The organism is Acinetobacter albensis (assembly GCF_900095025.1).
Classification (GTDB): Bacteria; Pseudomonadota; Gammaproteobacteria; order Pseudomonadales; family Moraxellaceae; genus Acinetobacter; species Acinetobacter albensis.
Window position 1 is genome coordinate 15,657 of record NZ_FMBK01000013.1, and the last position, 23,159, is coordinate 38,815.

Here is a 23,159-nt window from a genome sequence, read left to right on the forward strand (position 1 = left end):
TATTAATTCACTTGCTGAAGATCAAAACCAAGCTCAAGCAAGATATCACGTTTCGACACTGGGGCCACCACAGCTTTAACAGGTTTTTGTTGAACCAAATATTGCTGAGTTACACGTTTTAAATCGTCTAAGGTGACATTCAATAAACGTGCTCTTAATTGTTTACGAATCGCAGGTGTTCGTGCATGCAACAAAGCATAACACGCCGTAATTGCTTCGCCCGCAGGAGAACCTGGTTTATCCATACTGGCAATCAAACCCAAGATCGCTTCTTCAAGTTGATGAGGTTGATGTTCTGTTTTTAATAACCATTCAATACTGGCATCAAAATCTTTAAACGTCTCAGCTAAGCGTGGGTCGCGATAACTGTAAAAACGGAATGAACAGGCATTACCGTCATAACTTGCCCCCCCCCCATAAGCTCCACCTTTTTCACGAATCGCACTATGTAAGAAACCATTACGTAAATAAGCAGCCAAGACCATTAAAGGAGCAGCATCGGGATGTGAAACTTCCACAGTAGCATAAGCTGAGGCACAAAATTGAACATTGGCTTGAATTAACCAGGCTTCATCTTTATTGCTATCGACAAAAGCAACTGGCGTTAACTGAACAGGCTCAGAATCGACGACTAATTTATCCCAAACATTCTGAATTTCTTCAATCAAGCGGTCTGATTGAGGCTCTTCACAAACCAGTAAAAATTGTTTTGGGGCCTGTAACAGCAAACGGTGAATCGCTTGTAACTCTGCAATTAAAGCATTATATGCAGTATCGTCTTTTTCAATTCGATTGACTAAGTCGTTTAACCAATTTAAAGCACCCAAACCTGTGGTTTGATAATCGCGTTGAGCCAAAGCACTACTATGACGAGATGCAATTTGCATGGCATAACTGTGCCCAGAACCAGAAATACGCGATTGCCAACGTGTTTTACGCTGTTGCAACAATTCAATGATTCGATCTTTTTCATCGAAACGTAACTGTTCAAAGGCTAATTTTAATAAACGGATTGCTTCAAAATTATTGACCAATGACTTAGTAGTAAGCGTGAGCCATGCGCTAATTTTATTTTTATCATCCACTTTAGAACGTAACGACGCACCCATTCCAACGCCACCACTTACCGCAGTTTGCAGCTGCTGAAGTTCAAGATAATCGTACTCACCTGCACCAACCTCACCCAACAAAACGGACAATAAATTAAAATAAGGCGATTGCACGACTTCATCTGGAATTTGAACGACAACCTGCTGGTAATAAATACCATTTGTTCCAGCATGATATAAATTTAAAGGCGTATCGATATTATTACTAATAATTTCACGTAATTGACCTTGTACGATATGCAAGTCAGCAGGCACATCTTCCAAGCCTACTTTCGGTAATAAATTTAAATCATCTGGTGTGTCTTGACGGACATTGAGGGCTTCAGTTTGCTTGATAATCTCAGCTTTTTGCTCAGCTGTCAGTTTAGCCCCGATTTCATTTAAACGTGCTTTCTCTGCCTCAGCTTCTTTCGCTGATTTAGTCGCATCTGGTACTAAAGTCAATTGCACACGATGTGGATTATCAATGAGATAGGTTTTGATCAGATTCGATAACCACATTGGATCTTTGAGTTCTTCTTTCACCAATGTAATCGCACTATCCACATCCCAAACATCTACTGGATCACTGTGATGAATAACACTGCTTAAGCCATTTAGAATCAGACTTAATCCATACGGCATGCCGTCGCCATTAATTTCACGTTGGTGTAATTCAATCTGATGCAAAATCGCATCGACCATTTCTGTATCAACAGGCTTTGAAGCCACGTCTTCAAGAATTTTAAAAACGCCTTTTTTAAATTCTTCAGCATATTCAGCATTGGAACCTTGCACACCACAGAAAAAAGTCATTTCAAAGTTAGAATCATCAACACCCATTATTGGGCCAGTCGATTGAGCATAACCACAGGTTTCTAAATAATGGCGTAATGGTGATGCAGAGTCTTCTAGTAAAATGCCTTCGACCAAGCGCAAACCTAAACGCAATTTAATATCACTTGCTTCTGGTAATAACCATGAAATAATGTGGTAGGTTTTATCCTTTAAATCTTCTGCATCTAAAGCATAACTTTCTGTTACTTCTATTGGTGCTGTTAAACGTGTTTCAGGAGTTGAATGCAGCGTTTCACCTTGTTTGAATTTAGATAAGGCTAAAATTTCAAATTGCTCTTGCAAGTGATAAGCCGATTCATCACCAAACGTCATGAATACTGCATTACTTGGATGGTAATGCGATTTATAGAAATTAACCAATTCAGAGTAAGTTAAATCTGGAATATCTTTGGGATCACCACCTGAATTGTAGTGATACGTGGTTTCTGGAAATAAATGATGCGCCAATTGATGATACAACTGATCTGAAGGCGAACTCATCGCTCCTTTCATTTCATTAAAGACCACGCCTTTATACACTGGTTCGTCATTTTCAAGTTCAATCCGAATCCCTTCTTGTGCAAAATCCAATTCATTTAGATTTGCAGCAAACGCAGCGTCTAAATAGACTTCTAATAAATTTTGAAAATCTTTCTTGTTTTGCGTAGCAAAAGGATAAGCGGTCCAGTCTGCCGAAGTGAACGCATTCATAAAGGTATTTAATGAACGACGAATCATGAGAAAAAATGGATCGCGTACTGGGAATTTTTCAGAACCACATAATGCAGTATGTTCTAAAATATGCGCTGCACCTTTTGAATCCATCGGCTGAGTGCGAAATGCCACTAAAAACACATTTTCATCCAGATCACTGGCCAAATGGTAATGGATAGCACCTGTGACTTTATGTTTATATTCAGACACAAAAATGTCTAAGGCTTCAACATGGTGTTGACGTATCAACTGAAACGCAGGATGAACAGTTTGAGTAATGGTTTCAGTAACATCTACAGTCATGTGATCTCCTCAGATATACATATTTGATAAAATGTTTTTGAGTATACCTCAATCTACAGCACTGTGGATTTTGAGGTTACGAATTTCATTGTATTTGAGGGTAGTTTTAAACCATATATTTTTTAAAATTTACAAATGACTCATCATTCGAAGATCGGATTGCAACGAATGCTTTTTGGGTTCTTTCAACATAAAAATAAATTTAGCTTTATACAAACATCACACTCCCAAAGTTAAAGCCCTTAAACTATTCCTTAAGCAAAATTGCTGCTATACAAGCAGAAATGGTGCGCTCTTTTAAATATACAAGCTAGACACCATTTCCCACACTCAATGGTAAATTTTAGAGTAAATATTTGAAATAACTATAATTAGGATGATTTTCAACAAAAACATAATTTTGCTTTTGATAAAAACTGGCTGCCGCTTTGGTATCAATACTCAAACACAAGGCAGAAAAATTTGCACGTGCCTGTTTTTCCAGATGTTGTAAAAGCTGTTTTCCAACACCATGCTTACGATACTTCGGCAAGACATAAAAACGACGAACACGACCAATACGTGTATCAATTTCATTTTCATTCCATTGCTGATTGAGCCCCCCACAGGCAATTAACCGATCATCATCATAAGCAAAAAGAAGAAACTCCCCAGGTTGATTGAATCTATTTTTTCCACTTTCATACTCTTCAATCAATCCATCAACCAATACCAAGCCTTCTTTGTGAGCTTGCTTCGCCAATTCTTTGATTTCTACAGGTAATGTTTCTGCCTGAGTAATGGTGATGTTCATCTATCCTTCCTTATCCTTTCTTAAGTTACATTCTGAACGAATCAATAGACAATATCTTGAATTTTATTCATCAATCTACAGCAATCATGAGCATTGGTGTAAACTTAGTGCTTTAATTTAAAATGTGAATCAAAGACATGGCAACTGTGGATCTTTTTGCAATTGGTAATGCACTCATCGACCAAGAATTTCAGGTTTCTGACGATTTCCTTGTCCAACAAAATTTGCAAAAAGGCACTATGCAGTTGACTGATGCTGAAACACAAGCAAATTTATATAATAATCTAATCGAAACGCAAGTATACAAAGGTCAAGCATCGGGCGGTTCTGCTGCAAATACGACAGTGGCTTTTAGTGCTTTGGGTGGAACCGCATTTTATGGTTGCCGTGTTGGTCATGATGAACTGGGTGGGATTTATTTAGCAGGATTAAATGAAGCAAAAGTTCAAACCACCGAAAAATCAGTGAGTCATGGCGTAACAGGGACCTGTATGGTACTTGTAAGTCCAGATTCTGAACGCACCATGCATACCTATTTAGGTATTACTGCTGAGTTAAGTGAAGATCAAATTTATTTTGAGCCTTTAAAATCTGCAAAATGGCTTTATCTTGAAGGCTATTTGTCTACCAGTGATTCTGCTCGACAAGCAGTCAAACAAGCACGTAAAATTGCTCGCGAACATGGTGTTAAAATCGCTCTGACCTTATCCGATCCAGCTATGGTGCAATATGCACGTCAAGGTTTAGATGAGTTATTGGATGATGGTGTAGACTTACTCCTCTGTAATCAGCAAGAAGCCCTGATGTATACCAATACTGAGACAATCGAAGCTGCGCTTGCTCAATTACAATTGAAAAGTAAATACACCGTCATTACATTATCAGCTGAAGGTGCTCTTATCTCAGATTCAGAGCAAACTTTTACGGTTCCAGGTCGAGCTGTTACAGCAGTAGATGCAAATGGTGCTGGTGATGCATTTGCAGGCGCGTTTCTTTATGCTTTAAATACAGGTCTTAGTTTAAAAACTGCAGCTGAATTGGCAATACTCATTTCAAGTGAAGTTGTTTCACAATTTGGTCCACGTTTAAGTGTTCAACACTATGCAGAATTATTAAATCATTTTCAAAAGGAATGTGCATAATGCTTAAAATTGCCATGACGGAAGAAATTCCCGAGCGTGAAGCTCGTGCTTATGAAACAGCGAATGGTGATACTATTTTTATTACCCAACGTGATGGTTCATTTTATGCTTATCAAAATATATGTCCGCACTTACAAGTTGAATTAGAATTTTTAGAAAATCAATTCTTAGATCAAGACCAAGAATATATTCAATGCTCTACACACGGTGCACTGTTTGTTGTAGAAACAGGTGAATGTATTTCGGGTCCATGCCAAGGTGAGTCACTTGAAAAAGTGAACATTAATGTGCACTCTGATGGCGGAATTTATCTAAACGAAGCATAAAAACCAATGGAATTTTATCATGCTTGAGTTTTTGCAAAACTATAATTTAATCCCCTTTCATTTAAGTTTATTGGCTTTGCTCCTCCTCAGCATGATAGAAACTATTGGGTATTACTTTAATATTCGCCCTATGCAATTTTTAAAACATTTATTCCCTAAAAAGCTAACCGAATCTCCTTTGCTCAGTGTTAAATTTTCTAAAACTTTGATTATTGTTTTTTTATTAATGAATTTTAGTTTTTCCGGTTATTTTTTACAGCTTTGTGCATTTGCACGCCAACAAGAATTTTTACCTGCTTATTACCTGATTCTTCCCGCTCTTATCATTGCGATTTTCTTTACTGTATTTATGATTCACTGTTTAGATCAAGTGATTAAACCTACAAAAACCAAGCGACAAATTACGCTGCTTGGACATTTAGCCACCATTTCAAGCGGCAATGCGCGCCCAGGATTTTCTGCTCAAGCAAGGGTCAGAGATCATTTTGGACAATTACACTATGTTCAAGTTGAACCTGAATTTGGCGAATTAGAATTTCAATCACAAATAATTCTTATTCGATTAAAAAAATCGCATTACGTCGCCAAAAAGATTTCTAAATCGAATACTTTATTTACGCTCGAACATGATTCTTAGACTTTTAAAATTGCTATTTTAAACAATTATACGCAGTATAAAGCACAACACAGTAATCAAATGATTATATGTTGTGCTTTAAAATAAAGTGATATCAAGCTGTTAAAATGTGAGATTAGCGTTTCAAGAAACCTGACACCAAGTTCATGACTTGCTGAATATCATTATTGGCTTCTTGTTTATCGGTGTGTTCGCCTTGAGGTGTCAACGAATCAATAATTTGCGGCAACACTTTAGAAATCGCGCTATAAATGTCCTGTTTCGGTACTTGCGCTTCTTCTGCAACTTGCGCTACTTCCTGCTCATCAAATAAGCTTTGCACTTGCTGTTGGTCTACACTTGCATTATCACCAGGACCTGTCGATACCCAGTCATCCACTTGCTGATTTAGCCCCATGCCTTTTAATTTTTCTAAAGCGCCCTGTATCCCACCTTGTTTTTGAATCCACGCCAACACCAAAGGTAAAACTGCAATCAATAAGGTTTTTGCACCACCGCCGCCTAAACCACTGTTTTTGGAATTCGATTGAGTTTGCTGTGTACCTCCTAAATGTCCCAAAACAGAGCCAAGTATTCCACCGAGACCACTTTGTTGTGATTGCGTCTGATTATGCGGGGTTTGCTGTGTATTATTCGTGTTTAATTGCCCCAAGACAGAACCTAAAATCCCACCTAAACCGCCTTGTTGCGATTGATTTTGCTGGCTGCCACCCAAAGCCTGCTTTGCCAGTATTTCCACAATATTGCTAAGATTAGTCATTCTTTTATCCTGATCTATGTTTTATAAAAGCATACGATGCTTTCAAAATATTAGATCAAGTGAATTGTTAAAATTTGCAATACTGAAAAAACATGAATAAATTTTACCAGCGAAACTTATTCCAGTTATCAGGATTCGCCCAGAATTTAGAATTAAACCAGTCTGGCACGTGCTTATAAGTCAAAATATTAAATTGCCATAACGCAAAATTATTAGAATATCGAGTTTTATCTATAAGCTGAGTAAATCCCAAAGAACGTAATAATTTTTCGTCTTGCAAGTGACTGACGACGACTATTCGTTTCGCCATCAAATCCCTTAATTTCACCAATAATTGAGATTTTTCTGTATTTGAAATATGACTGAATTCTGGAGAATCTAGCAATATAAATCCCAAATCATATCGTTGGGTAAAAGGCAGACTTAAAAACCCAGTTACGTTAAAATAGTGCCATTGAATGGATTGATTGTGATCGTATTGGCTTAAATTTTGACCAATACACAATGCAGTTTGAATAGGCTGTTCTTTAAATAAATCGTCTAGCATCGAAGCAATGACATTTTGTTCAGCCATAACTGCATCCTTATTATTTGAGAGAGTATTCTTCATGGAACTACAAGGCATTTGCTATAAAATGCATGCGGGTTTAAAGCAGCCTATTGTAACTGATCAACAGACCTGTAAGGCAAATGTAGAATATAAATTTGTGCTAGATCGCGCTGAAATAGACATTCCTTTTACCTTAGGTCAAGAAGTCGAAATTGAATGGACAGGCAATATTTACTGTGTCTCTTGTGGCAACAAAACACCAAAATCTTATGCACAAGGTCATTGTTTTAAATGTTTCAAAACAAAGGCCTCTTGTGACCTCTGTATTATGAAACCAGAGACGTGCCACTACCATTTAGGCACTTGCCGTCAAGACAGTTTCGCTCATGAAGTCTGCTTTCAGCCGCATATCGTCTATCTGGCCAACTCAAGTGCATTAAAAGTAGGAATCACTCGTTTCGGTCAAATGCCCACTCGCTGGTTAGACCAAGGGGCAACTCAAGCCTTACCTTTTTTAAAAGTTGGTTCACGTCGGCTCTCAGGGCAGCTTGAAATTCTATTTGGTACTCAAGTGGCTGATAAAACCGATTGGCGCAAGCTGCTTAAAGGTGAAGCTGAGCCATTGGATTTACTAGAAGTACGGGAAAGACTCTTAGAGGAATTTGCGCCAAAAATTCAGACCATTCGTGAAGAATTCAGTCAAAATATTGAATTTAATGAAACCGTAGAATTACTGGAAAATGAACTGCCTCGTGAATTTGCCTATCCGGTAGACCACTATCCCGAAAAAATAAAATCGCACAATCTCGATAAAACACCCATTATTCGGGGCGTTTTACAGGGAATTAAAGGTCAATATTTAATTTTAGATACGGGTGTGATTAATATTCGAAAATATTCAGGATATCAACTTAAATTACGTGCTAACTAAATCAAATGATATTAAAAAAACCTGCATTAATGCAGGTTTTTTTTAATACTGAGATCAATTATTTAATCTTAGCATGCGATTTTAAATACTCAGTGTAGTCGTCTAATTCTTGCTGACCACGAAGCTGTTGATATAATTTAGACAATTCACTCAATTGCTGATCATTTAAAGCATTTGAAGTCGTCTTGTTCACATTTGATACAGCTACAACCACCAACTCATTCGGTAGTGATGCCGTACTCACTGACCACATCCCAGCCTTTGGTGCTGCAAGACTAAATGCTACGCGCTCAATCTCACGTTTTAAACCTTGAGACCGTGTGAACACTCCCGCACTCTCGAATGCCATTTTACTCTGTGCCAACACTGCAGCAGCGGGCTGTGATTTAAAACTATTCAAGGTAGATTGAATTTTTGCTTTCGCAGCATCACTTGCTTTTTGCTCAATCAATTGAACTGTGACACGAGGAGTCGCTTCTGTAAGATTTTGCACACCAGCCGCATGGTAGTCACGTACTTTAATCCAAACAGTATCACCATTGCTTAGCTGAATACTGCTCGAAGCATTACGATCCCCATTTTTAACATCGTCATTAAAGAGTTTCACTTTTACATTAGAATCACTTAATACAGGATGTTGAGTCGACAAAGTCATACCTTTAACAGATTGCACAGTCACGCCTTTGACTTCCTGAGCAACGACATCTAAAGCATCACTCCCGACCACCATTTCGTTTAAATTATTTACAGTATCTGAAAAAGCATTTGCAGATTTATTCTTTTGCAACTCTGCCAATAAACGTGGTTTTTCTGCCTCAAATGATGGAATTTTCACCGATGCAACTTCTGTTTCAATTAAATGATAGCCATATTGAGTTTTGACCGGTGCAGAAACTTGGGTCGATTTTAACGAAGCAACCGCCTGATCAAATGCATCACCAAATACACCTTTTTCATACGCCTCAATGACACCGCCTTTGGCTTTAGACTCAGTATCATCTGAATACTGTGCAGCAGCTTGAGCAAAGGTCATTCCTGCTTTAATTTTTGCAGCAGCTTCATCAGCCAACTTTTTCGCTTCAGCATCTGAGCGACTATCTGCAGTAATTAAAATATGTTTAACCAATGGTTTAATATTTTTCTTTTGCCCATCAACAAACGTTGCATAAGCTTGCTGTAATTCGGTATCTGTAACTTGAACATTAGCAGGTGCAATATTGGTCGGTGTTATTACCACGTAATCTACATCAACACTTGCAACCTGCTTAAATGCAGCTTTGTGCTTGTTATAATAAGCCTCAACTTCTTGCGGTGTTACTTTAATATTTTTCTTATATTCATCAAGCTTAATACTCGCGAGATGTAAAGTACGCTGTTCCGTCTGCAAATTAGCAATTTGTTGAATATCAGGTTTACTTACCAAAGCATAGTCTGTAAATGTTGAGGTCAACATTTTTAAAGCATGATCTTGGCGCAAATTAACAATTAAAGCGTCATTGGTCATACCCACCGAACGCAAATAATTTGCATATAAAGTTTCGGAGAATTTACCATTTTCTTGAAAATTTGGTTGCTGTGCTACCATTTGCTCAATCTGGGTATCACTTAAAGAAATCCCCAACTCTTCTGCTTGTTGTAGTAACAAAGTACGAGCCACCAAAGTATCTAAAGCTTTATTTTGAATAAAAGATTGATTCAATAAAGTTTCATCACCATTGGCATAGCTTAAGTATTGTTCTTTAAATGTTTTGGTGAGCGCTTCTAATTCTTTGTTGGAAATATCTTGTCCATTGACCACTTTTGCCGAATCTTCAGACTTTCCACCACTAAAATATCCTTCAATACCTACAAGTGCCAAAGGGGTTAAAAACAAAATAAGCAAAACCTTGCCCAACCAACCCTTAATAACTTTACGAAAAGATTCCATAAGTATTCCAATATTTTATTTGTGAGGGATTTTACCCGAAAACCTGTAATGAATGAATGAGTTCAAACTATAAATTAGCTTTATTAATAAAAAACGCGCCGATGAGGCGCGTTTTAAGGCTTTAAAAAAGATTAAGCAACAGAATCTTTCAAACCCTTACCAGCTTTAAAACTAGGAACTTTACTTGCTTTAATTTCTAAAGCTGCACCAGTCTGTGGATTACGACCAGTGCGTGCTGCACGTTCTTTAACATTGAATGTGCCGAAACCAACAAGAGTAACGGTATCACCAGATTTAAGCGCTTCGGTAATGGAAGCAATTGTCGCGTCTAAGGCTTTACCTGCATCAGTCTTAGACAATCCCCCTTTCTCTGCAATTGCATCGATTAATTCTGATTTATTCATGAAGATTATGTCCTCTTAATATCGTTTATTTAAGGTCTAAGGATTCCATAACACCTTTATAGCAATGCTTTAGGGCAAAACGCAATACTTTAGATCGGCATTTCTATAAAATAAATATGAAAAAATTTGTTGAATAATGCATAAAAAGCAAAATTGTTTCATTTTTTTACAATTTGTTCTTTTAAAATTTTATTCTCTTCTACCAACATATCAACTTTGCTATGTAGCTGTAATATGAGATTTTCTAGATGCTGAATATCTTTCACTGTCACCAAACCAATTCGGTTTAAAGAGTGATGGACACTGTGATCAATCAACTTTTCAACCTTATCTTTTGTATCCGTAACAGACTCTTTTGCTTTTTCAGATACTTTTTCTACTGTCTGATCTGCGATTTCAGTCGTTTTGGATTCAAGCTCTTCGCCCACTTTTACCAAGGAGTCAAATAATTTATTTCCTTCTTCTTCTGCACGTGAAAAAGCACCTAAACCAGCCAACCAAATTTGTTGCGTATATTTACGAAAATCCAAACTAGACTTACGTCCAGATTGTAACTTATTCTTTGATTTATCAGAATTTTCTCTTACTGAATGATCCGCAGTTTGATCCTTTTCACGTTTATCCATGCCACATTTCTCCTATCATTCTAAATACCCTTTAATATATTTTATCCACAAAATGCACTCATAATAGCAAATTAAATACTTGATCGATTTGCTAAACTGTTCTACAAAGCAAGATATTGTTTATTTAGTTTAGTCCTGAGGACATGTTTCGAGCATCGGATGCTCTAGTTTAAGGTAAGGATTGGGTTTTATGAGTGAAACGCAACAAAATCAAAATCGACCGCATTTGTTGCTAACCATGGCTATGATTGTTCTTGAAACTATTTTCACTTTCATTTTAAAACATGATCGTGTTGTAAGCTTGCAAGCTAAAAAATTTATTGATGAAAACATTACTATTAAAATCAATAGTTATTTACCGTATTTTGATTTTTATATTCAATTTACCGAGCAAGGTATCTTATTTGATACCAAAGAGCCTGATCATGCAGTCAACCTTGATATCCGCACCACACTTATGGATTTGATAAACATTTTTGTTTTTGCAAATCGTCGTAGTTTAAAAAAAATGCGAATCGATGGTGATATTACCTTAAAAGATGAATTTCGCGATCTCGCCTTACTTTTTAGCGTGCCGAAAGTTTTATCAGATTGGAAACAATGGTTAAGTGAACCTTCTGACGAACAAGATATTGTTAGTTCCAAAAAACGAATTGCGCCGCTTTTAGAAAAAATTGATCAACAGCGTTCAAGTATTAATCATCTACAAGTAGAAGTGAAGCAATATAAAAATCGTATTCGTAGAATTGAACAAAAGCAAAAAAGAATTAATAGCGGATTTATTGTCATTGTCGGAATTTTAATTGCGTTATTAGTGTATAATTTTTGGCTAGGATAAATAATTAATTTTTCATCATAAATAAAACTGTTTTGTGGCACATAAAAAAACTTGACTATTTTAGTCAGGATTCATAAAATCAACACATCTAGTCTTAACATGTGTATCGAATCATGCGCCTTACCACTCGCGGTCGTTACGCAGTGACTGCTCTACTTGATTTAGCTTTGCAGCCAACTGAACAAACGATTACGCTTGCAGAAATTGCAAACCGTCAAACTATTTCCGTTGCCTATCTTGAGCAGTTATTCGCAAAACTAAAGCGCCATGGTTTGGTTTCTAGTGTTCGAGGTGCTAATGGTGGATACCATTTAGCACGTAATGCAGAAAAAATCACTGTCTTAGAAATTATTGAAGCTGTAAACGAAACTGTCGATGCGACTCGTTGTGACCATAAAGGTAACTGCCAAAATGGTGCAATGTGCTTAACACATGATTTATGGCAAGAACTCTCCCATCACATTGCCGATTATTTAGCTAAAATTACTCTTGCTGATCTTGTAGCACGTGACAACGTACAAACTGTTGCAATCCGCCAAAATTCACCAAGTTTTGATTCAGCCCTTTTATCGGGTACAGGTATTTAACATGAAACGTCCGATTTATCTTGATTATGCAGCAACCACTCCTGTAGACCCTCAAGTTGCAGAACGTATGATGGAATGTTTAACATTCGACGGTACTTTCGGTAATCCAGCATCACGTTCTCATGCCTACGGTTGGCAAGCAGAAGAAAAAGTTGAATATGCACGTGAACAAGTTGCAAATTTAATAAAAGCTGATCCACGTGAAATCGTCTGGACTTCTGGTGCGACTGAATCTGATAACTTGGCGTTAAAAGGTATTGCTCAGTTTTATGGTTCTAAAGGTAAACACATTATTACCAGTAAAATTGAACATAAGGCAATTTTAGATACCTGTCGTGAGCTAGAAGAAGAAGGTTTTGAAATTACTTATATCGAACCTGAGCCAAAAACAGGTTTAGTCACCCCTGAAATGGTAAAAGCAGCCATTCGTCCAGATACCATTCTAGTTTCACTGATGATGGTAAACAATGAAATTGGTACAGTAACTGACGTTACTGCGATTGGTGAAATTACCCGTGCCAATAAAACGTATTTCCACGTCGATGCTGCTCAAGCCGCAGGAAAAGTTGAAATTGATCTTTCAACCATGAAAATTGATTTGATGAGTTTCTCAGCACATAAAATTTATGGTCCTAAAGGGATTGGCGCGTTGTTCGTTCGTCGTAGCCCACGTGTTCGTCTTAAAGGGCAAATGCATGGTGGTGGTCATGAACGTGGTATGCGTTCTGGTACACTTGCGACTCATCAAATTGTGGGTATGGGCGAAGCATTTGAGCTTGCAGGTAAAAACTTAGTATCTGAGCAAAAACGCATTCGTGTATTACGCGACAAACTCTGGAATGGTTTACAGGGTTTAGAACAAGTATTTTTAAATGGTCATGCTGAACAAAGTGTTGCAAATTACTTAAATGTAAGCTTCAACTTTGTTGAAGGTGAATCATTAATGATGGCATTGAAAGATGCAGCAGTTTCATCGGGTTCTGCATGTACTTCTGCAACACTTGAACCTTCATATGTACTTCGTGCATTAGGTTTATCTGATGAGTTGGCACATAGTTCAATTCGTTTCAGTTTTGGTAAATATACCACTGAGGCAGATATTGACCATGTTCTTGAAGTGACTATTGCTGCTGTAGAAAAATTACGTGATCTTTCTCCTCTTTGGGATATGTACAAAGATGGTGTAGATCTATCTACAGTCGAGTGGGCTGAACACTAATTAATTTATTCATGGCATCTTATAGTAATCTATTAAAGATGCCCCCATATTAAACCTTATCAGGCTGACCCCGAGGTTTGGAGACGCATCATGGCTTATAGTGAAAAAGTAATTGATCATTACGAAAATCCTCGTAATGTAGGTGTTTTGGATAAAAACGCTGAAAATGTTGGTACAGGTATGGTGGGTGCACCAGCGTGTGGCGATGTTATGCGCCTGCAAATTCAAGTAGATGATAACGGCGTGATTGAACAAGCACGTTTTAAAACTTATGGATGTGGCTCTGCAATCGCTTCAAGTTCATTGGTAACTGAGTGGTTAAAAGGTAAAACTTTAGACCAAGCACAAGCGATTAAAAACATTGATATCGCTACTGAACTTGCACTTCCTCCAGTAAAAGTACACTGTTCTGTACTTGCTGAAGATGCCATTAAAGCTGCTGTTGAAGATTATCGCAGCAAAAAAGCGAAAGCTTAATTATTTAAGTTTTGAATAAGGAACAATGGAGTTTTCATGATTCATTTAACTGAAAATGCTGCAACTCATATCAGCAATTACTTGAAAAATCGCGGTAAGGGTGAAGGCATTCGCGTTGGCGTGAAAACTTCAGGCTGTTCTGGTTTGGCTTATGTACTCGAATTTGTCGATGACATTGATACACATGATCAAACTTTTGAACAGTTTGGTGTTAAGGTTTTTGTTGATCCTAAAAGCAGTGTCTATTTGGAAGGTTTAGAAATGGACTATGTAAAAAATGGATTAAATGAAGGCTTCGAATTCAATAATCCCAATAAAAAAGGTGAATGTGGTTGTGGTGAATCTTTCACTGTCTAAACAACTCTCCTGACCTTTTTAAAGCCTTAAAACAGTGTGCCTACACTGTTTTAATTGCATTCATTTATGCACTTATTTTTATTGAACTTTGCGGATCACATCTCCCATGAATCATTTTGAGTTATTCAATCTTCCAGAAGTACTCGATATTGATTTAGCAGCTTTAAAAAATGAATTTTTAAAATTGCAGCAACAATATCATCCAGATAAAGCCGAGAATAAAGATCAAGCGTTGATTAAATCAAGCGAAATTAATCAGGCCTTTAAAGTTTTATCTCAAGTTGATAGTCGTGCGGGATATCTGCTTTCATTAAAAAAACAAGATCACCTTCTCGATCAATCGATTAGTGATTTTGATTTTCTACAATCTGCCTTAGAAATTCGTGAGCAACTCGATGAAGCACATTCTGCCGATGACTTAGTTTCTCTAAAACAAGAAGTTCAACAATGGATTGATAGCTTAGTTCGTGAATTTAAAATTGATTACGCTGAGGAAGATTGGACTGAAGCTCGTGATACAGTTCGAAAATTACGTTTCTTTCAAAAAGTTATGAGCGATATCGATAAAGCTGAAGATCGCTTTTTGGATGATGATACTTTTGATCTTGATGATGATTTTTAATTTATTTTTACTTTTAGACGTTCAAAGGATGTAACACTATGGCTCTCTTGCAAATTGCAGAACCTGGTCAATCAAGTGCGCCCCATGAACACCGTATTGCGATTGGTATCGATTTAGGAACCACTCACTCTTTAGTCGCTACGGTTTTATCTGGCAAAGCCAAAGTTCTTAATGATGATCAAGGTCGCGTGTTACTTCCATCTCTTGCACATTATGCGGAGCACACAGCTCTGTATGGAGATGATGCAAAAAGCTTTATTACCAGCGACCCTAAAAACACAATTGTTTCTGTTAAACGTTTTATGGGACGCTCAAAAGCAGATATTAAGTTTCAACATCCGTATACACTGGTCGGTGAAGATCACCAAATGCCAGCCTTTGAAACCAATCAAGGACCTAAAACGCCTGTTGAAATTTCGGCTGAAATATTAAAACAATTAAAAGAGCGCGCTGAATCAAGTTTACAGAATCCGATTAATGGCGCGGTGATTACTGTTCCTGCTTATTTTGATGAAGCGCAACGCCAAGCCACTCGCGATGCTGCGCAATTGGCTGGTTTAAACGTATTGCGTTTATTGAATGAACCGACTGCTGCTGCGGTGGCTTATGGTTTAGATCAAACTGCAAATTTGGCTTCCGATCGCAATTACGTTATTTATGATTTGGGCGGTGGGACTTTTGACGTTTCTATTTTGCGTTTTACTCAAGGTGTTTTTGAAGTATTAGCCACTGGTGGACACACTGCACTTGGCGGTGATGATCTTGATCGATTAATCGTTAAATGGGCAAAAAAACAACTGAATATTGAAACGCTGAATGATTCAGAATATGCACATTTTATTGTTGCAGCGCGCAATGCCAAAGAATCTTTAACCGATGTAGAATCTGTCGATCTTCAAATCTTCAATCATGTTTTAAGTCTAGATCGAATCACATTCCAAGCTATTATCAAAGTTGCTTTGGACAAAACGATTAGTGTATGCAAACGTGTCATGCGCGATGCTAAACTTGAACTGAGCGATATTCAAAATGTAGTTCTGGTGGGTGGTTCAACTCGGTCTTATGCAGTACAACAAGCGGTACAAGACGTTTTTAATCAAGAACCTTTATGTACCATTAATCCAGATGAAGTGGTTGCAATTGGCGCAGCCATCACTGCAGATCAACTGATTGGTAATAACACAGAAGGTGCATTACTTCTTGATGTTACCCCACTCTCGCTCGGTTTAGAAACCATGGGCGGGTTGGTCGAACGTCTGATTTCACGTAATACTGCTATTCCCGTAGCACGTCGTCAAGAGTTTACCACCTATCAAGATGGTCAAACTGCTATGCTCATTCACATCGTACAAGGCGAACGTGATTTGGTGGAACATTGCCGTAGTTTAGGTCGTTTTATCTTGCATGGCATTCCTCCAATGACTGCGGGTCAAGCACGTATTGAAGTGACATTTCAAGTAGATGCAGATGGTTTGCTTACCGTTTCTGCAAAAGAAACCACTTCTGGTGTACATGCACAGATTGATATCAAACCGTCTTATGGTTTATCGGATGCTGATACTGAGCGCCTATTGATTGAAGGTTTTAAATTTGCAGAAGAAGATAAAAATCTTCGCCATTTGCAAGAAACCAAAGTTGAAGCGCAACGTGAACTTGAAGCACTGACCCAAGCATTGAAAGTTGATTCAAGTCTGCTCAGTGCAGAGCAACAAAATGCTTTAGCACAAGCCAAAGTAGAACTTGAACAACAATTATCAACAACCAATATTGAAACTATTGAACAAGCTGTGCATCAGCTTAAAATACACAGTGATGCTTTTGCAGCGGCTCGTATGAATCAACATATTGATTCTGCGCTCAAAGGTACTCAACTTGATGATTGGTCAAACTCACCCAAATAAATAGGTAGAAATTATGCCACGTATTAAAGTTCTTCCGCATGCGCAAATTTGCCCTAACGGTGCGGAGTTTGAAGTTGAACAAAATGCCAATCTTTGTGAAAGCTTATTGAAAAATGGTATTAAAATTGAGCATGCTTGCGATATGTCTGCTGCATGTACAACGTGTCACGTGGTGGTACGTAGAGGTTTTGATAGCCTAGATGAAATGAATGATGTTGAAGCCGATTTACTTGATCGTGCTTGGGGACTTGAACCTGATTCACGTCTTTCTTGTCAGGTTAAAATTGTAGAGCAAGATTTGGAAGTTGAGATTCCAAAATATACGATCAATCATGCTTCGGAAAATCATTAATTTTTTCACCGCATAAAAAACCACGCTTTTGCGTGGTTTTTTATGCTAAATACATATTTTAATTATGCTTTTTTATACTACTCATCATCATTTCTAGGTTTTTTTACTTCATCTTCTAAATTCAATTTTACAATACCCTGAGCATTGGTCATTTTTTGCTGTTTTTGAATTCTTTTGATCATTTTTTCTAAAACATTAATCAACTCTGGATATTCATAATTTTGAACTTCATCTAAGTTTAATAACAAATGAAAACCTTTATATTCATAATCAAACCAACGCTGATAATCTAACTTCCGCGAACTGTATTTTTCCATCACTTGCCAAGTATTGACTGGTGCTTGAATGCCCTTAAGGGTAATCGGTGCTTTAGGTGCACATAAATAATCATTTTTAATTAAGTTATAGGTCTCATCTGAAATCAAAATTTCATCGACTGCTGCGGCACTTTGCAAACGTGCTGCCAAATTTGCATCGCGTCCCACAATGGTATAGGCCATGCGATGTGCTGCACCATAATTTCCAACGTGACAATATCCCGTACTGATTCCCATCCGGATATGTAAAGCCGGATAACCCATTTTAATCCAACGCTCTCTTAATAGTTTCATTTGTTGACGCATCTCAATGGCCATATCTAGACAAGTTTTTGCATCTTGTTCTACACCCTGAGAAATTGGATCACCAAAAAAAATGAGAATTGCATCGCCCATAAATTTGTCGACTGTTGCTTCATGATGTTTCGCAATTTCAGTCATATGGCTTAAATAGTCATTGAGTAAAAAAGCTAAATCATCGGGAATCAAAGTTTCAGAAAGCTCAGTAAAACCTTGAATATCTGAAAAAAAGATGGTCATCTTTTTACGTTTATACTCTATTTTAGCTGCAGACTCACCTTTCATAATAGAATGCCACAATTGCATAGGCGCATAACGGCTAAGCTGATTGGCAAATTCCATATAGCGATTCATTTGCTCAAAATAGTAAGTTTTACGGTCATTGATATGCTGCACTTGACTACGTTGGTAAAAACTACCCACACCAAAATAAGTAATTAAACAAATAAAACCAAGAACGGTTAATTCACCAGTGGTTTGCTCAAAATAATCACCAAACCCAAAAATAAAGATATTGCATAAATAAAAAATTGCACAACCTAACAGGCTAGCCAATGAGATCAGCATAAATGAAATTTTAATATTAAAAGCAGTGTATAAAAGAGCAAAAAATAAGAGCAGGGTCAGAACAAGATTTAAATGGATTGCAGATAAAATGATTGCAATGACAACAATATCAAGAATAAACAAGACATTATTTTGTGTCTTTAGATTAAAACGGTATGACAACCAATTGGATAATTTAGGTGTAATTAATAAAATAAACAGCAGAAAAATAGGAACATAGATCTGATAGTGAGTGTCAGATGATGTGTAATGATAGACGAGGATAATCAAAGACAACATGATATACCCCATCAAACGATGAAAATATTCAAATTGTTTTGGTTCTTTTCTTATCCAATCGTCCAATGACACTTAACTACTCCCAACCAGAGGATTTACATTTTATTCTTTTAATCTGGTTTAATGACTGGATCAGTCCATTCGCCAATCAAATGGCATATCACCTTGACCACGTAAAGCCAACATTAAAGTTTGACGCATATGCGCAAGGACTTCATTGCTATAAGGAACGGCTGGTGTTCCCCAAACAGGTTTTGGCCATGCAATATCATTCTGATAACGTACAACATGATGAAAATGTAATTGTGGGACTACATTTCCCAAAGCTGCGACATTCATTTTATCAGCACGGAATACACGCGCGAGCTGGCTTGATAACCAACTTGATTCACGCAAGAATTGTTCTTGGTCCGCCTGACTCAGCTCATATAACTCTGTAATTCCAGGTACACGCGGAATCAAGATCAGCCATGGAAATTGCATATCATTCATTAAACGACATGTTGACAGTGGAAAGTCGCCTATGAAAAAAGTATCTTGAGCAAGTTGTGGGTGCAAACTAAACATATCTTTATAAATGATGCAAAATTAAAATGATGGCTAATACTACCACATACAATGAAGTGTGAATATTCTATGCAATGCGTTTCATTACAAATAAATTACGATTTTATTTAAACCCTTTCAGCGCTCTAAATATATTAAATTTCTTCAAAAATCAAATATATGTTAGATATCAGGTTTATTTCTTTCTTGTCTCCAAATAGGTACGCTTATTTTTCAGTGCCTGCCTATTTTCATCCATGAATTTCTTGCAATAAATTACTCAATAAATCTGAAATAAATTGAATTCTTTTTTGATGATCTTCTAGCATGACCATGATTTTTAAGCGCTGCCCTCCTTCCATACGGAAAAAAGTGGGGTGTTTTTGCATCATTTGAATAATACTGATCGCTTGTACAGGTGTATCTGGAGAAAATTCAATATGGCCACCTTTTGACCCAATATCCACCTTGGTAATACCCAATTGTTCAGCCTTTAGACGTATCTGATGCACGGCAAATAATTGTTTCACAGGTTGCGGAGGCACACCAAAACGATCTATCAGTTCCATTCGAATATTGTCCAGTTTTTCTTGGCTATCTGTATTACTAATTCGTTTGTAGAACATCAGTCTTTGATGTACATCTCCCAAATAATCATCTGGAATTAATGCGGGCATATGTAAGTTAATTTCAGCGGTTAGCGATAATGGCGCATCGAAATTTGGCGTTTTGCCCTTTTGAATTGCTTTGGTCGCCTTTTCAAGCATTTCCATATACAAGCTATAACCAATTGCTTGCATAGAACCACTTTGCTGCTCTCCTAATAACTCCCCAGCTCCCCGAATTTCGAGATCTTCAGTTGCGAGCATAAACCCTGCACCTAAATTTGAGGCACGTTGAATGGCATCAAGACGTTTTTCTGCATCCCCTTTTAGGCTCTTTAGCGAAGGCACGAGTAAATACGCATACGCTTGATGATGTGAACGTCCAACGCGACCACGTAATTGATGTAACTGAGCAAGTCCCAGTTTATCCGCTCGTTCAATCACAATAGTATTGGCATTGGGAACATCAATTCCTGTTTCAATAATGGTTGAACACACCAAGACATTATATTCTTTGTGATAGAACTGCTGCATGACCTGCTCAAGTTCACGTTCGCGCATTTGTCCATGTGCCACAGCCACACGTGCTTCTGGCACCAATTCACGTAAACTTTCAGCAGTACGTTCAATGCTATCGACTTCATTATGTAAAAAATATACCTGACCACCACGAAGCAACTCACGCAGAATCGCTTCTTTCACTGAATCGCCAGTATGTTCTTGTACGAAAGTTTTAACGGCTAAACGACGGGCAGGTGGCGTAGCAATAATCGATAAATCACGCATTCCACTGAATGCCATATTTAAAGTCCGTGGAATAGGTGTGGCTGTTAAAGTCAACATATCGACATCCGCACGCATGGCTTTGATCCGCTCTTTATCTCGCACACCAAAGCGATGTTCTTCATCGACAATCATCAATCCCAAGTTTTTAAATTGGATACTTTGTTGCAAAATTTTGTGGGTTCCTATCACAATGTCTACCTTACCTGCGGCTAAGTCTTCGGTGGTTTTAACATGTGATTTATTTGAACCAAAACGGGAAAGTACTTCAATTCGAATCGGCCAGTCAGCAAAACGATCCTTAAAGGATTCATAATGTTGTTGTGCTAACAAGGTCGTAGGTACTAAAACTGCGACTTGTTTATTGTTCTGGACAGCTAAAAATGCCGCACGCATAGCCACTTCTGTTTTACCAAAACCAACATCACCACACACCAAGCGATCCATCGGTTTTGCCAGTTGCATATCATGTAAAGTCGCTTCAATCGCATTGGCTTGATCAAGAGTTTCTTCATAAGCAAAACCACTGGCAAATTGCATATAAGGACTTTGCTCAAGCTCAAAGCTAAATCCAGGTCTAGCTTGACGGCGTGCCTGTATATGCAAAAGTTCAGCAGCAACATCATGAATTTGTTCTAACGCTTTACGCTTGGCTTTACTCCATGCATCTGTACCTAATTTATGCAATGGAGCTAAATCAGGATCACCCCCACTATAGCGACTAATCAAATGTAAGTTGGTGACAGGCACATACACTTTCGCAGCATCGGCATAATCGAGCTGTAGAAACTCATAATCTTGATCATCAATACTTAAGGTGACCAAGCCTGCATAACGCCCTACCCCATAATCAATATGTACCACAGGTGCACCGATACTCAGTTCCGTTAAACTGCGAATCAGAAACTCTTCAGATACTTCTTGCTGACGCTTGCGACGGCGCTGTACAACGCGATGCTCATATAACTGATTTTCAGAAATAACGGTCAATTGATCAGGAATGACTAAACCACGGTCAAGTGGCGCACTAGTGATTGCAATTGCGTATAGGGATTTTCTAAAGTCAGCAAAATTATCAATATTGGGAATATCGCCTAAAGCTGCTCGCAATGCATCTTTTAACGTTTCACGGCGACCAGCACTTTCCGCGACCAATAATACGGGATGACTTGCAGCATCAATATATTTTTTAACGGCTGAAAAGGGTTGCTCTTGTTTAGGGTCAACAGGTAAGCGCGGCGGTAATTCAGTTTTAAAATTTAAAACACCTGTTTTCTCTACAAACTCCTCTGCAGAAGCAATAATTCGAGCAAATTGATTCAGTTGTTCTAAAACTTGATTCGGCGGCAGAAAAATCTGTTCAGGTGATAAAATTGGATGATCAACATTATGACGACGGTCTTCATAACGACGAATAACATCTTTCCAAAAACTGGCTAAAGTGTCATCTAAATACTTGTCTGTTATGACAATACTATTCTTGGGTAAATAAGCCATAAGCATGCTTTGATTCAGCATAGCCTCTTTACTAAAAAATAAAGGAAAATAAAACTCAAGACCTGGGGATGCAATCCCTTCTAATACATCTTGATATACTGGATTTTTTTTTGGATTTGCATTTGGAAAACTTTCTGCGTAACGATCTCTAAAAATTGAACGCCCTTCTTTGAGGGGAAATTCCTTTGCTGGTAATACAGCAAACTGCTGCAAGTTTTGCGTGGTTCTTTGGGTTTCTGGATCAAAAAATTTTAAGCTTTCTATCTCATCATCAAACAAATCTATACGAATTGGTGCATTTTGCCCGGACGCATAAATATCCATAATACTGCCGCGAACAGCAAATTCGCCATGATCATACACTGTATCCACCAAATGATAGCCTGCTTGGATCAAGCGCATCTTTTGCTGCTCTAATTTAAACTTTTGACCGACCTGAATATCAAAATGCTCACCCAATATCCATGAGGTGGGCGCTACACGCTGTACCAAAGTCGAAGCTGAAAGGAGGAGTACCCCGCTTTGCGGCATATTGGATAAAATGGATAGTCGTTCAGAGACAATATCTTGATGAGGCGACAAACGATCGTAAGGCAAAATTTCCCAATCTGGGAAAATGGTCGGTTTTATGCCATAAAACTCTAATTCACTTTCCAACTGTCCCAAATGTTGATTATTTGTGGCGACTAAAATAAACAATTGCTTGGTTTGACTCGCCATTTCTTTAAACAATAAAGACGCAGATGAGCCTTGTAAATTACCGACCCAGCGTTTTTCGCCTGCTTTAAGTTGCTGCAAATTTAATTGAGAAATTTCTTGTTGGAACATGTATATAGCTTTTGGTCTAAATGACATAGGCAATATATTAGCATGG

22 protein-coding genes are annotated in these 23,159 nt (G+C 37.8%); 12 read left to right on the forward strand and 10 right to left on the reverse strand.

Features of this window, described 5'->3' with window-relative positions:
- Positions 1-2: 2 nt before the first annotated feature.
- Both GA0116959_RS11265 and GA0116959_RS11270 read right to left on the reverse strand, forming a co-directional pair.
- Positions 3-2,942 (reverse strand): insulinase family protein, encoded by a 2,940-nt coding sequence (locus GA0116959_RS11265; protein WP_092720778.1) that lies wholly within the window; start codon positions 2,940-2,942, stop codon positions 3-5.
- Between the two features lie 343 nt (positions 2,943-3,285).
- Positions 3,286-3,735, reverse strand: coding sequence for a GNAT family N-acetyltransferase (locus GA0116959_RS11270; protein WP_053580175.1), 450 nt, complete (start codon positions 3,733-3,735; stop codon positions 3,286-3,288).
- Between the two features lie 137 nt (positions 3,736-3,872).
- Here GA0116959_RS11270 and GA0116959_RS11275 point away from each other — a divergent pair, with 137 nt between their 5' ends.
- From GA0116959_RS11275 to GA0116959_RS11285, 3 genes are read left to right on the forward strand one after another with little or no spacing between them, the layout of a single operon-like run.
- The gene (locus tag GA0116959_RS11275) at positions 3,873-4,877 is read left to right on the forward strand and encodes an adenosine kinase (RefSeq protein ID WP_092720779.1); all 1,005 of its coding nucleotides are present in this window, start codon (positions 3,873-3,875) and stop codon (positions 4,875-4,877) included.
- Positions 4,878-4,891: 14 nt separating this feature from the next.
- On the forward strand, positions 4,892-5,203 hold the full coding sequence (locus tag GA0116959_RS11280) for a Rieske (2Fe-2S) protein (RefSeq protein ID WP_171256913.1): 312 nt from the start codon (positions 4,892-4,894) through the stop codon (positions 5,201-5,203).
- A 19-nt stretch (positions 5,204-5,222) separates the two neighbouring features.
- On the forward strand, positions 5,223-5,840 hold the full coding sequence (locus GA0116959_RS11285; protein ID WP_092720781.1) for an OB-fold-containig protein: 618 nt from the start codon (positions 5,223-5,225) through the stop codon (positions 5,838-5,840).
- A gap of 115 nt (positions 5,841-5,955) precedes the next feature.
- Here GA0116959_RS11285 and GA0116959_RS11290 read toward each other — a convergent pair whose 3' ends face one another.
- Both GA0116959_RS11290 and GA0116959_RS11295 read right to left on the reverse strand, forming a co-directional pair.
- Entirely contained in the window at positions 5,956-6,600 is a 645-nt protein-coding gene (locus GA0116959_RS11290; protein ID WP_092720782.1) for a YidB family protein, read from the reverse strand.
- Between the two features lie 103 nt (positions 6,601-6,703).
- Positions 6,704-7,174: a DUF6231 family protein gene (locus GA0116959_RS11295; protein ID WP_092720783.1), complete on the reverse strand. Its 471-nt coding sequence runs from the start codon at positions 7,172-7,174 to the stop codon at positions 6,704-6,706.
- A gap of 34 nt (positions 7,175-7,208) precedes the next feature.
- Between GA0116959_RS11295 and GA0116959_RS11300 the strand changes: the two genes are divergently transcribed.
- Positions 7,209-8,081: a DUF2797 domain-containing protein gene (locus GA0116959_RS11300; protein WP_092720784.1), complete on the forward strand. Its 873-nt coding sequence runs from the start codon at positions 7,209-7,211 to the stop codon at positions 8,079-8,081.
- A 58-nt stretch (positions 8,082-8,139) separates the two neighbouring features.
- Here the strand turns inward: GA0116959_RS11300 and GA0116959_RS11305 are convergent, their stop codons facing one another.
- The 3 genes from GA0116959_RS11305 to GA0116959_RS11315 all read right to left on the reverse strand — a co-directional run bounded on the left by GA0116959_RS11305 (position 8,140) and on the right by GA0116959_RS11315 (position 11,038).
- Positions 8,140-10,008, reverse strand: coding sequence for a SurA N-terminal domain-containing protein (locus GA0116959_RS11305; RefSeq protein WP_092720785.1), 1,869 nt, complete (start codon positions 10,006-10,008; stop codon positions 8,140-8,142).
- Between the two features lie 131 nt (positions 10,009-10,139).
- Positions 10,140-10,412, reverse strand: coding sequence for an HU family DNA-binding protein (locus tag GA0116959_RS11310; RefSeq protein ID WP_004651791.1), 273 nt, complete (start codon positions 10,410-10,412; stop codon positions 10,140-10,142).
- A gap of 158 nt (positions 10,413-10,570) precedes the next feature.
- Positions 10,571-11,038: a phasin family protein gene (locus GA0116959_RS11315; RefSeq protein ID WP_092720786.1), complete on the reverse strand. Its 468-nt coding sequence runs from the start codon at positions 11,036-11,038 to the stop codon at positions 10,571-10,573.
- Between the two features lie 190 nt (positions 11,039-11,228).
- On the opposite strand from GA0116959_RS11315, the gene GA0116959_RS11320 reads away from it, so the two are divergent.
- The 8 genes from GA0116959_RS11320 (at position 11,229) to fdx (ending at position 17,391) form a co-directional block, all read left to right on the forward strand.
- Positions 11,229-11,876 (forward strand): hypothetical protein, encoded by a 648-nt coding sequence (locus tag GA0116959_RS11320; protein ID WP_092720787.1) that lies wholly within the window; start codon positions 11,229-11,231, stop codon positions 11,874-11,876.
- Between the two features lie 113 nt (positions 11,877-11,989).
- A complete protein-coding gene (locus GA0116959_RS11325; protein WP_053580165.1) occupies positions 11,990-12,463 on the forward strand; it encodes an Rrf2 family transcriptional regulator in 474 nt (157 codons plus the stop codon).
- A 1-nt stretch (position 12,464) separates the two neighbouring features.
- Positions 12,465-13,682, forward strand: a complete 1,218-nt coding sequence (locus GA0116959_RS11330; RefSeq protein WP_092720788.1) for an IscS subfamily cysteine desulfurase — start codon at positions 12,465-12,467, stop codon at positions 13,680-13,682.
- Between the two features lie 90 nt (positions 13,683-13,772).
- Positions 13,773-14,159 (forward strand): Fe-S cluster assembly scaffold IscU, encoded by a 387-nt coding sequence (iscU, locus tag GA0116959_RS11335; RefSeq protein ID WP_004651785.1) that lies wholly within the window; start codon positions 13,773-13,775, stop codon positions 14,157-14,159.
- 36 nt (positions 14,160-14,195) lie between these two features.
- Positions 14,196-14,516, forward strand: coding sequence for an iron-sulfur cluster assembly protein IscA (gene iscA / locus GA0116959_RS11340; RefSeq protein WP_053580163.1), 321 nt, complete (start codon positions 14,196-14,198; stop codon positions 14,514-14,516).
- A 106-nt stretch (positions 14,517-14,622) separates the two neighbouring features.
- Positions 14,623-15,138: a Fe-S protein assembly co-chaperone HscB gene (gene hscB, locus GA0116959_RS11345; RefSeq protein ID WP_092720789.1), complete on the forward strand. Its 516-nt coding sequence runs from the start codon at positions 14,623-14,625 to the stop codon at positions 15,136-15,138.
- A gap of 38 nt (positions 15,139-15,176) precedes the next feature.
- Positions 15,177-17,039: a Fe-S protein assembly chaperone HscA gene (hscA, locus tag GA0116959_RS11350; protein WP_092720790.1), complete on the forward strand. Its 1,863-nt coding sequence runs from the start codon at positions 15,177-15,179 to the stop codon at positions 17,037-17,039.
- Between the two features lie 13 nt (positions 17,040-17,052).
- Entirely contained in the window at positions 17,053-17,391 is a 339-nt protein-coding gene (fdx, locus tag GA0116959_RS11355) for an ISC system 2Fe-2S type ferredoxin (protein WP_092720791.1), read from the forward strand.
- 77 nt (positions 17,392-17,468) lie between these two features.
- On the opposite strand, the gene GA0116959_RS11360 is transcribed toward fdx, so the two are convergent.
- The 3 genes from GA0116959_RS11360 to mfd all read right to left on the reverse strand — a co-directional run bounded on the left by GA0116959_RS11360 (position 17,469) and on the right by mfd (position 23,113).
- Positions 17,469-18,926, reverse strand: coding sequence for an adenylate/guanylate cyclase domain-containing protein (locus GA0116959_RS11360; protein ID WP_053580159.1), 1,458 nt, complete (start codon positions 18,924-18,926; stop codon positions 17,469-17,471).
- Positions 18,927-18,986: 60 nt separating this feature from the next.
- Positions 18,987-19,421: an HIT domain-containing protein gene (locus GA0116959_RS11365; RefSeq protein ID WP_053580158.1), complete on the reverse strand. Its 435-nt coding sequence runs from the start codon at positions 19,419-19,421 to the stop codon at positions 18,987-18,989.
- A 230-nt stretch (positions 19,422-19,651) separates the two neighbouring features.
- Positions 19,652-23,113 (reverse strand): transcription-repair coupling factor, encoded by a 3,462-nt coding sequence (gene mfd / locus GA0116959_RS11370; RefSeq protein ID WP_092720792.1) that lies wholly within the window; start codon positions 23,111-23,113, stop codon positions 19,652-19,654.
- Positions 23,114-23,159: the final 46 nt, after the last annotated feature.

Excerpts from the sequence above, each read along its gene's own strand:
- GA0116959_RS11265 (WP_092720778.1), bottom strand. The coding sequence starts at position 2,942 with ATGACTGTAGATGTTACTGAAACCATTACTCAAACTGTTCATCCTGCG.
- GA0116959_RS11270 (WP_053580175.1), bottom strand. The coding sequence starts at position 3,735 with ATGAACATCACCATTACTCAGGCAGAAACATTACCTGTAGAAATCAAA.
- GA0116959_RS11275 (WP_092720779.1), top strand. The coding sequence starts at position 3,873 with ATGGCAACTGTGGATCTTTTTGCAATTGGTAATGCACTCATCGACCAA.
- GA0116959_RS11280 (WP_171256913.1), top strand. The coding sequence starts at position 4,892 with ATGACGGAAGAAATTCCCGAGCGTGAAGCTCGTGCTTATGAAACAGCG.
- GA0116959_RS11285 (WP_092720781.1), top strand. The coding sequence starts at position 5,223 with ATGCTTGAGTTTTTGCAAAACTATAATTTAATCCCCTTTCATTTAAGT.
- GA0116959_RS11290 (WP_092720782.1), bottom strand. The coding sequence starts at position 6,600 with ATGACTAATCTTAGCAATATTGTGGAAATACTGGCAAAGCAGGCTTTG.
- GA0116959_RS11295 (WP_092720783.1), bottom strand. The coding sequence starts at position 7,174 with ATGGCTGAACAAAATGTCATTGCTTCGATGCTAGACGATTTATTTAAA.
- GA0116959_RS11300 (WP_092720784.1), top strand. The coding sequence starts at position 7,209 with ATGGAACTACAAGGCATTTGCTATAAAATGCATGCGGGTTTAAAGCAG.
- GA0116959_RS11305 (WP_092720785.1), bottom strand. The coding sequence starts at position 10,008 with ATGGAATCTTTTCGTAAAGTTATTAAGGGTTGGTTGGGCAAGGTTTTG.
- GA0116959_RS11310 (WP_004651791.1), bottom strand. The coding sequence starts at position 10,412 with ATGAATAAATCAGAATTAATCGATGCAATTGCAGAGAAAGGGGGATTG.
- GA0116959_RS11315 (WP_092720786.1), bottom strand. The coding sequence starts at position 11,038 with ATGGATAAACGTGAAAAGGATCAAACTGCGGATCATTCAGTAAGAGAA.
- GA0116959_RS11320 (WP_092720787.1), top strand. The coding sequence starts at position 11,229 with ATGAGTGAAACGCAACAAAATCAAAATCGACCGCATTTGTTGCTAACC.
- GA0116959_RS11325 (WP_053580165.1), top strand. The coding sequence starts at position 11,990 with ATGCGCCTTACCACTCGCGGTCGTTACGCAGTGACTGCTCTACTTGAT.
- GA0116959_RS11330 (WP_092720788.1), top strand. The coding sequence starts at position 12,465 with ATGAAACGTCCGATTTATCTTGATTATGCAGCAACCACTCCTGTAGAC.
- iscU (WP_004651785.1), top strand. The coding sequence starts at position 13,773 with ATGGCTTATAGTGAAAAAGTAATTGATCATTACGAAAATCCTCGTAAT.
- iscA (WP_053580163.1), top strand. The coding sequence starts at position 14,196 with ATGATTCATTTAACTGAAAATGCTGCAACTCATATCAGCAATTACTTG.
- hscB (WP_092720789.1), top strand. The coding sequence starts at position 14,623 with ATGAATCATTTTGAGTTATTCAATCTTCCAGAAGTACTCGATATTGAT.
- hscA (WP_092720790.1), top strand. The coding sequence starts at position 15,177 with ATGGCTCTCTTGCAAATTGCAGAACCTGGTCAATCAAGTGCGCCCCAT.
- fdx (WP_092720791.1), top strand. The coding sequence starts at position 17,053 with ATGCCACGTATTAAAGTTCTTCCGCATGCGCAAATTTGCCCTAACGGT.
- GA0116959_RS11365 (WP_053580158.1), bottom strand. The coding sequence starts at position 19,421 with ATGTTTAGTTTGCACCCACAACTTGCTCAAGATACTTTTTTCATAGGC.
- mfd (WP_092720792.1), bottom strand. The coding sequence starts at position 23,113 with ATGTTCCAACAAGAAATTTCTCAATTAAATTTGCAGCAACTTAAAGCA.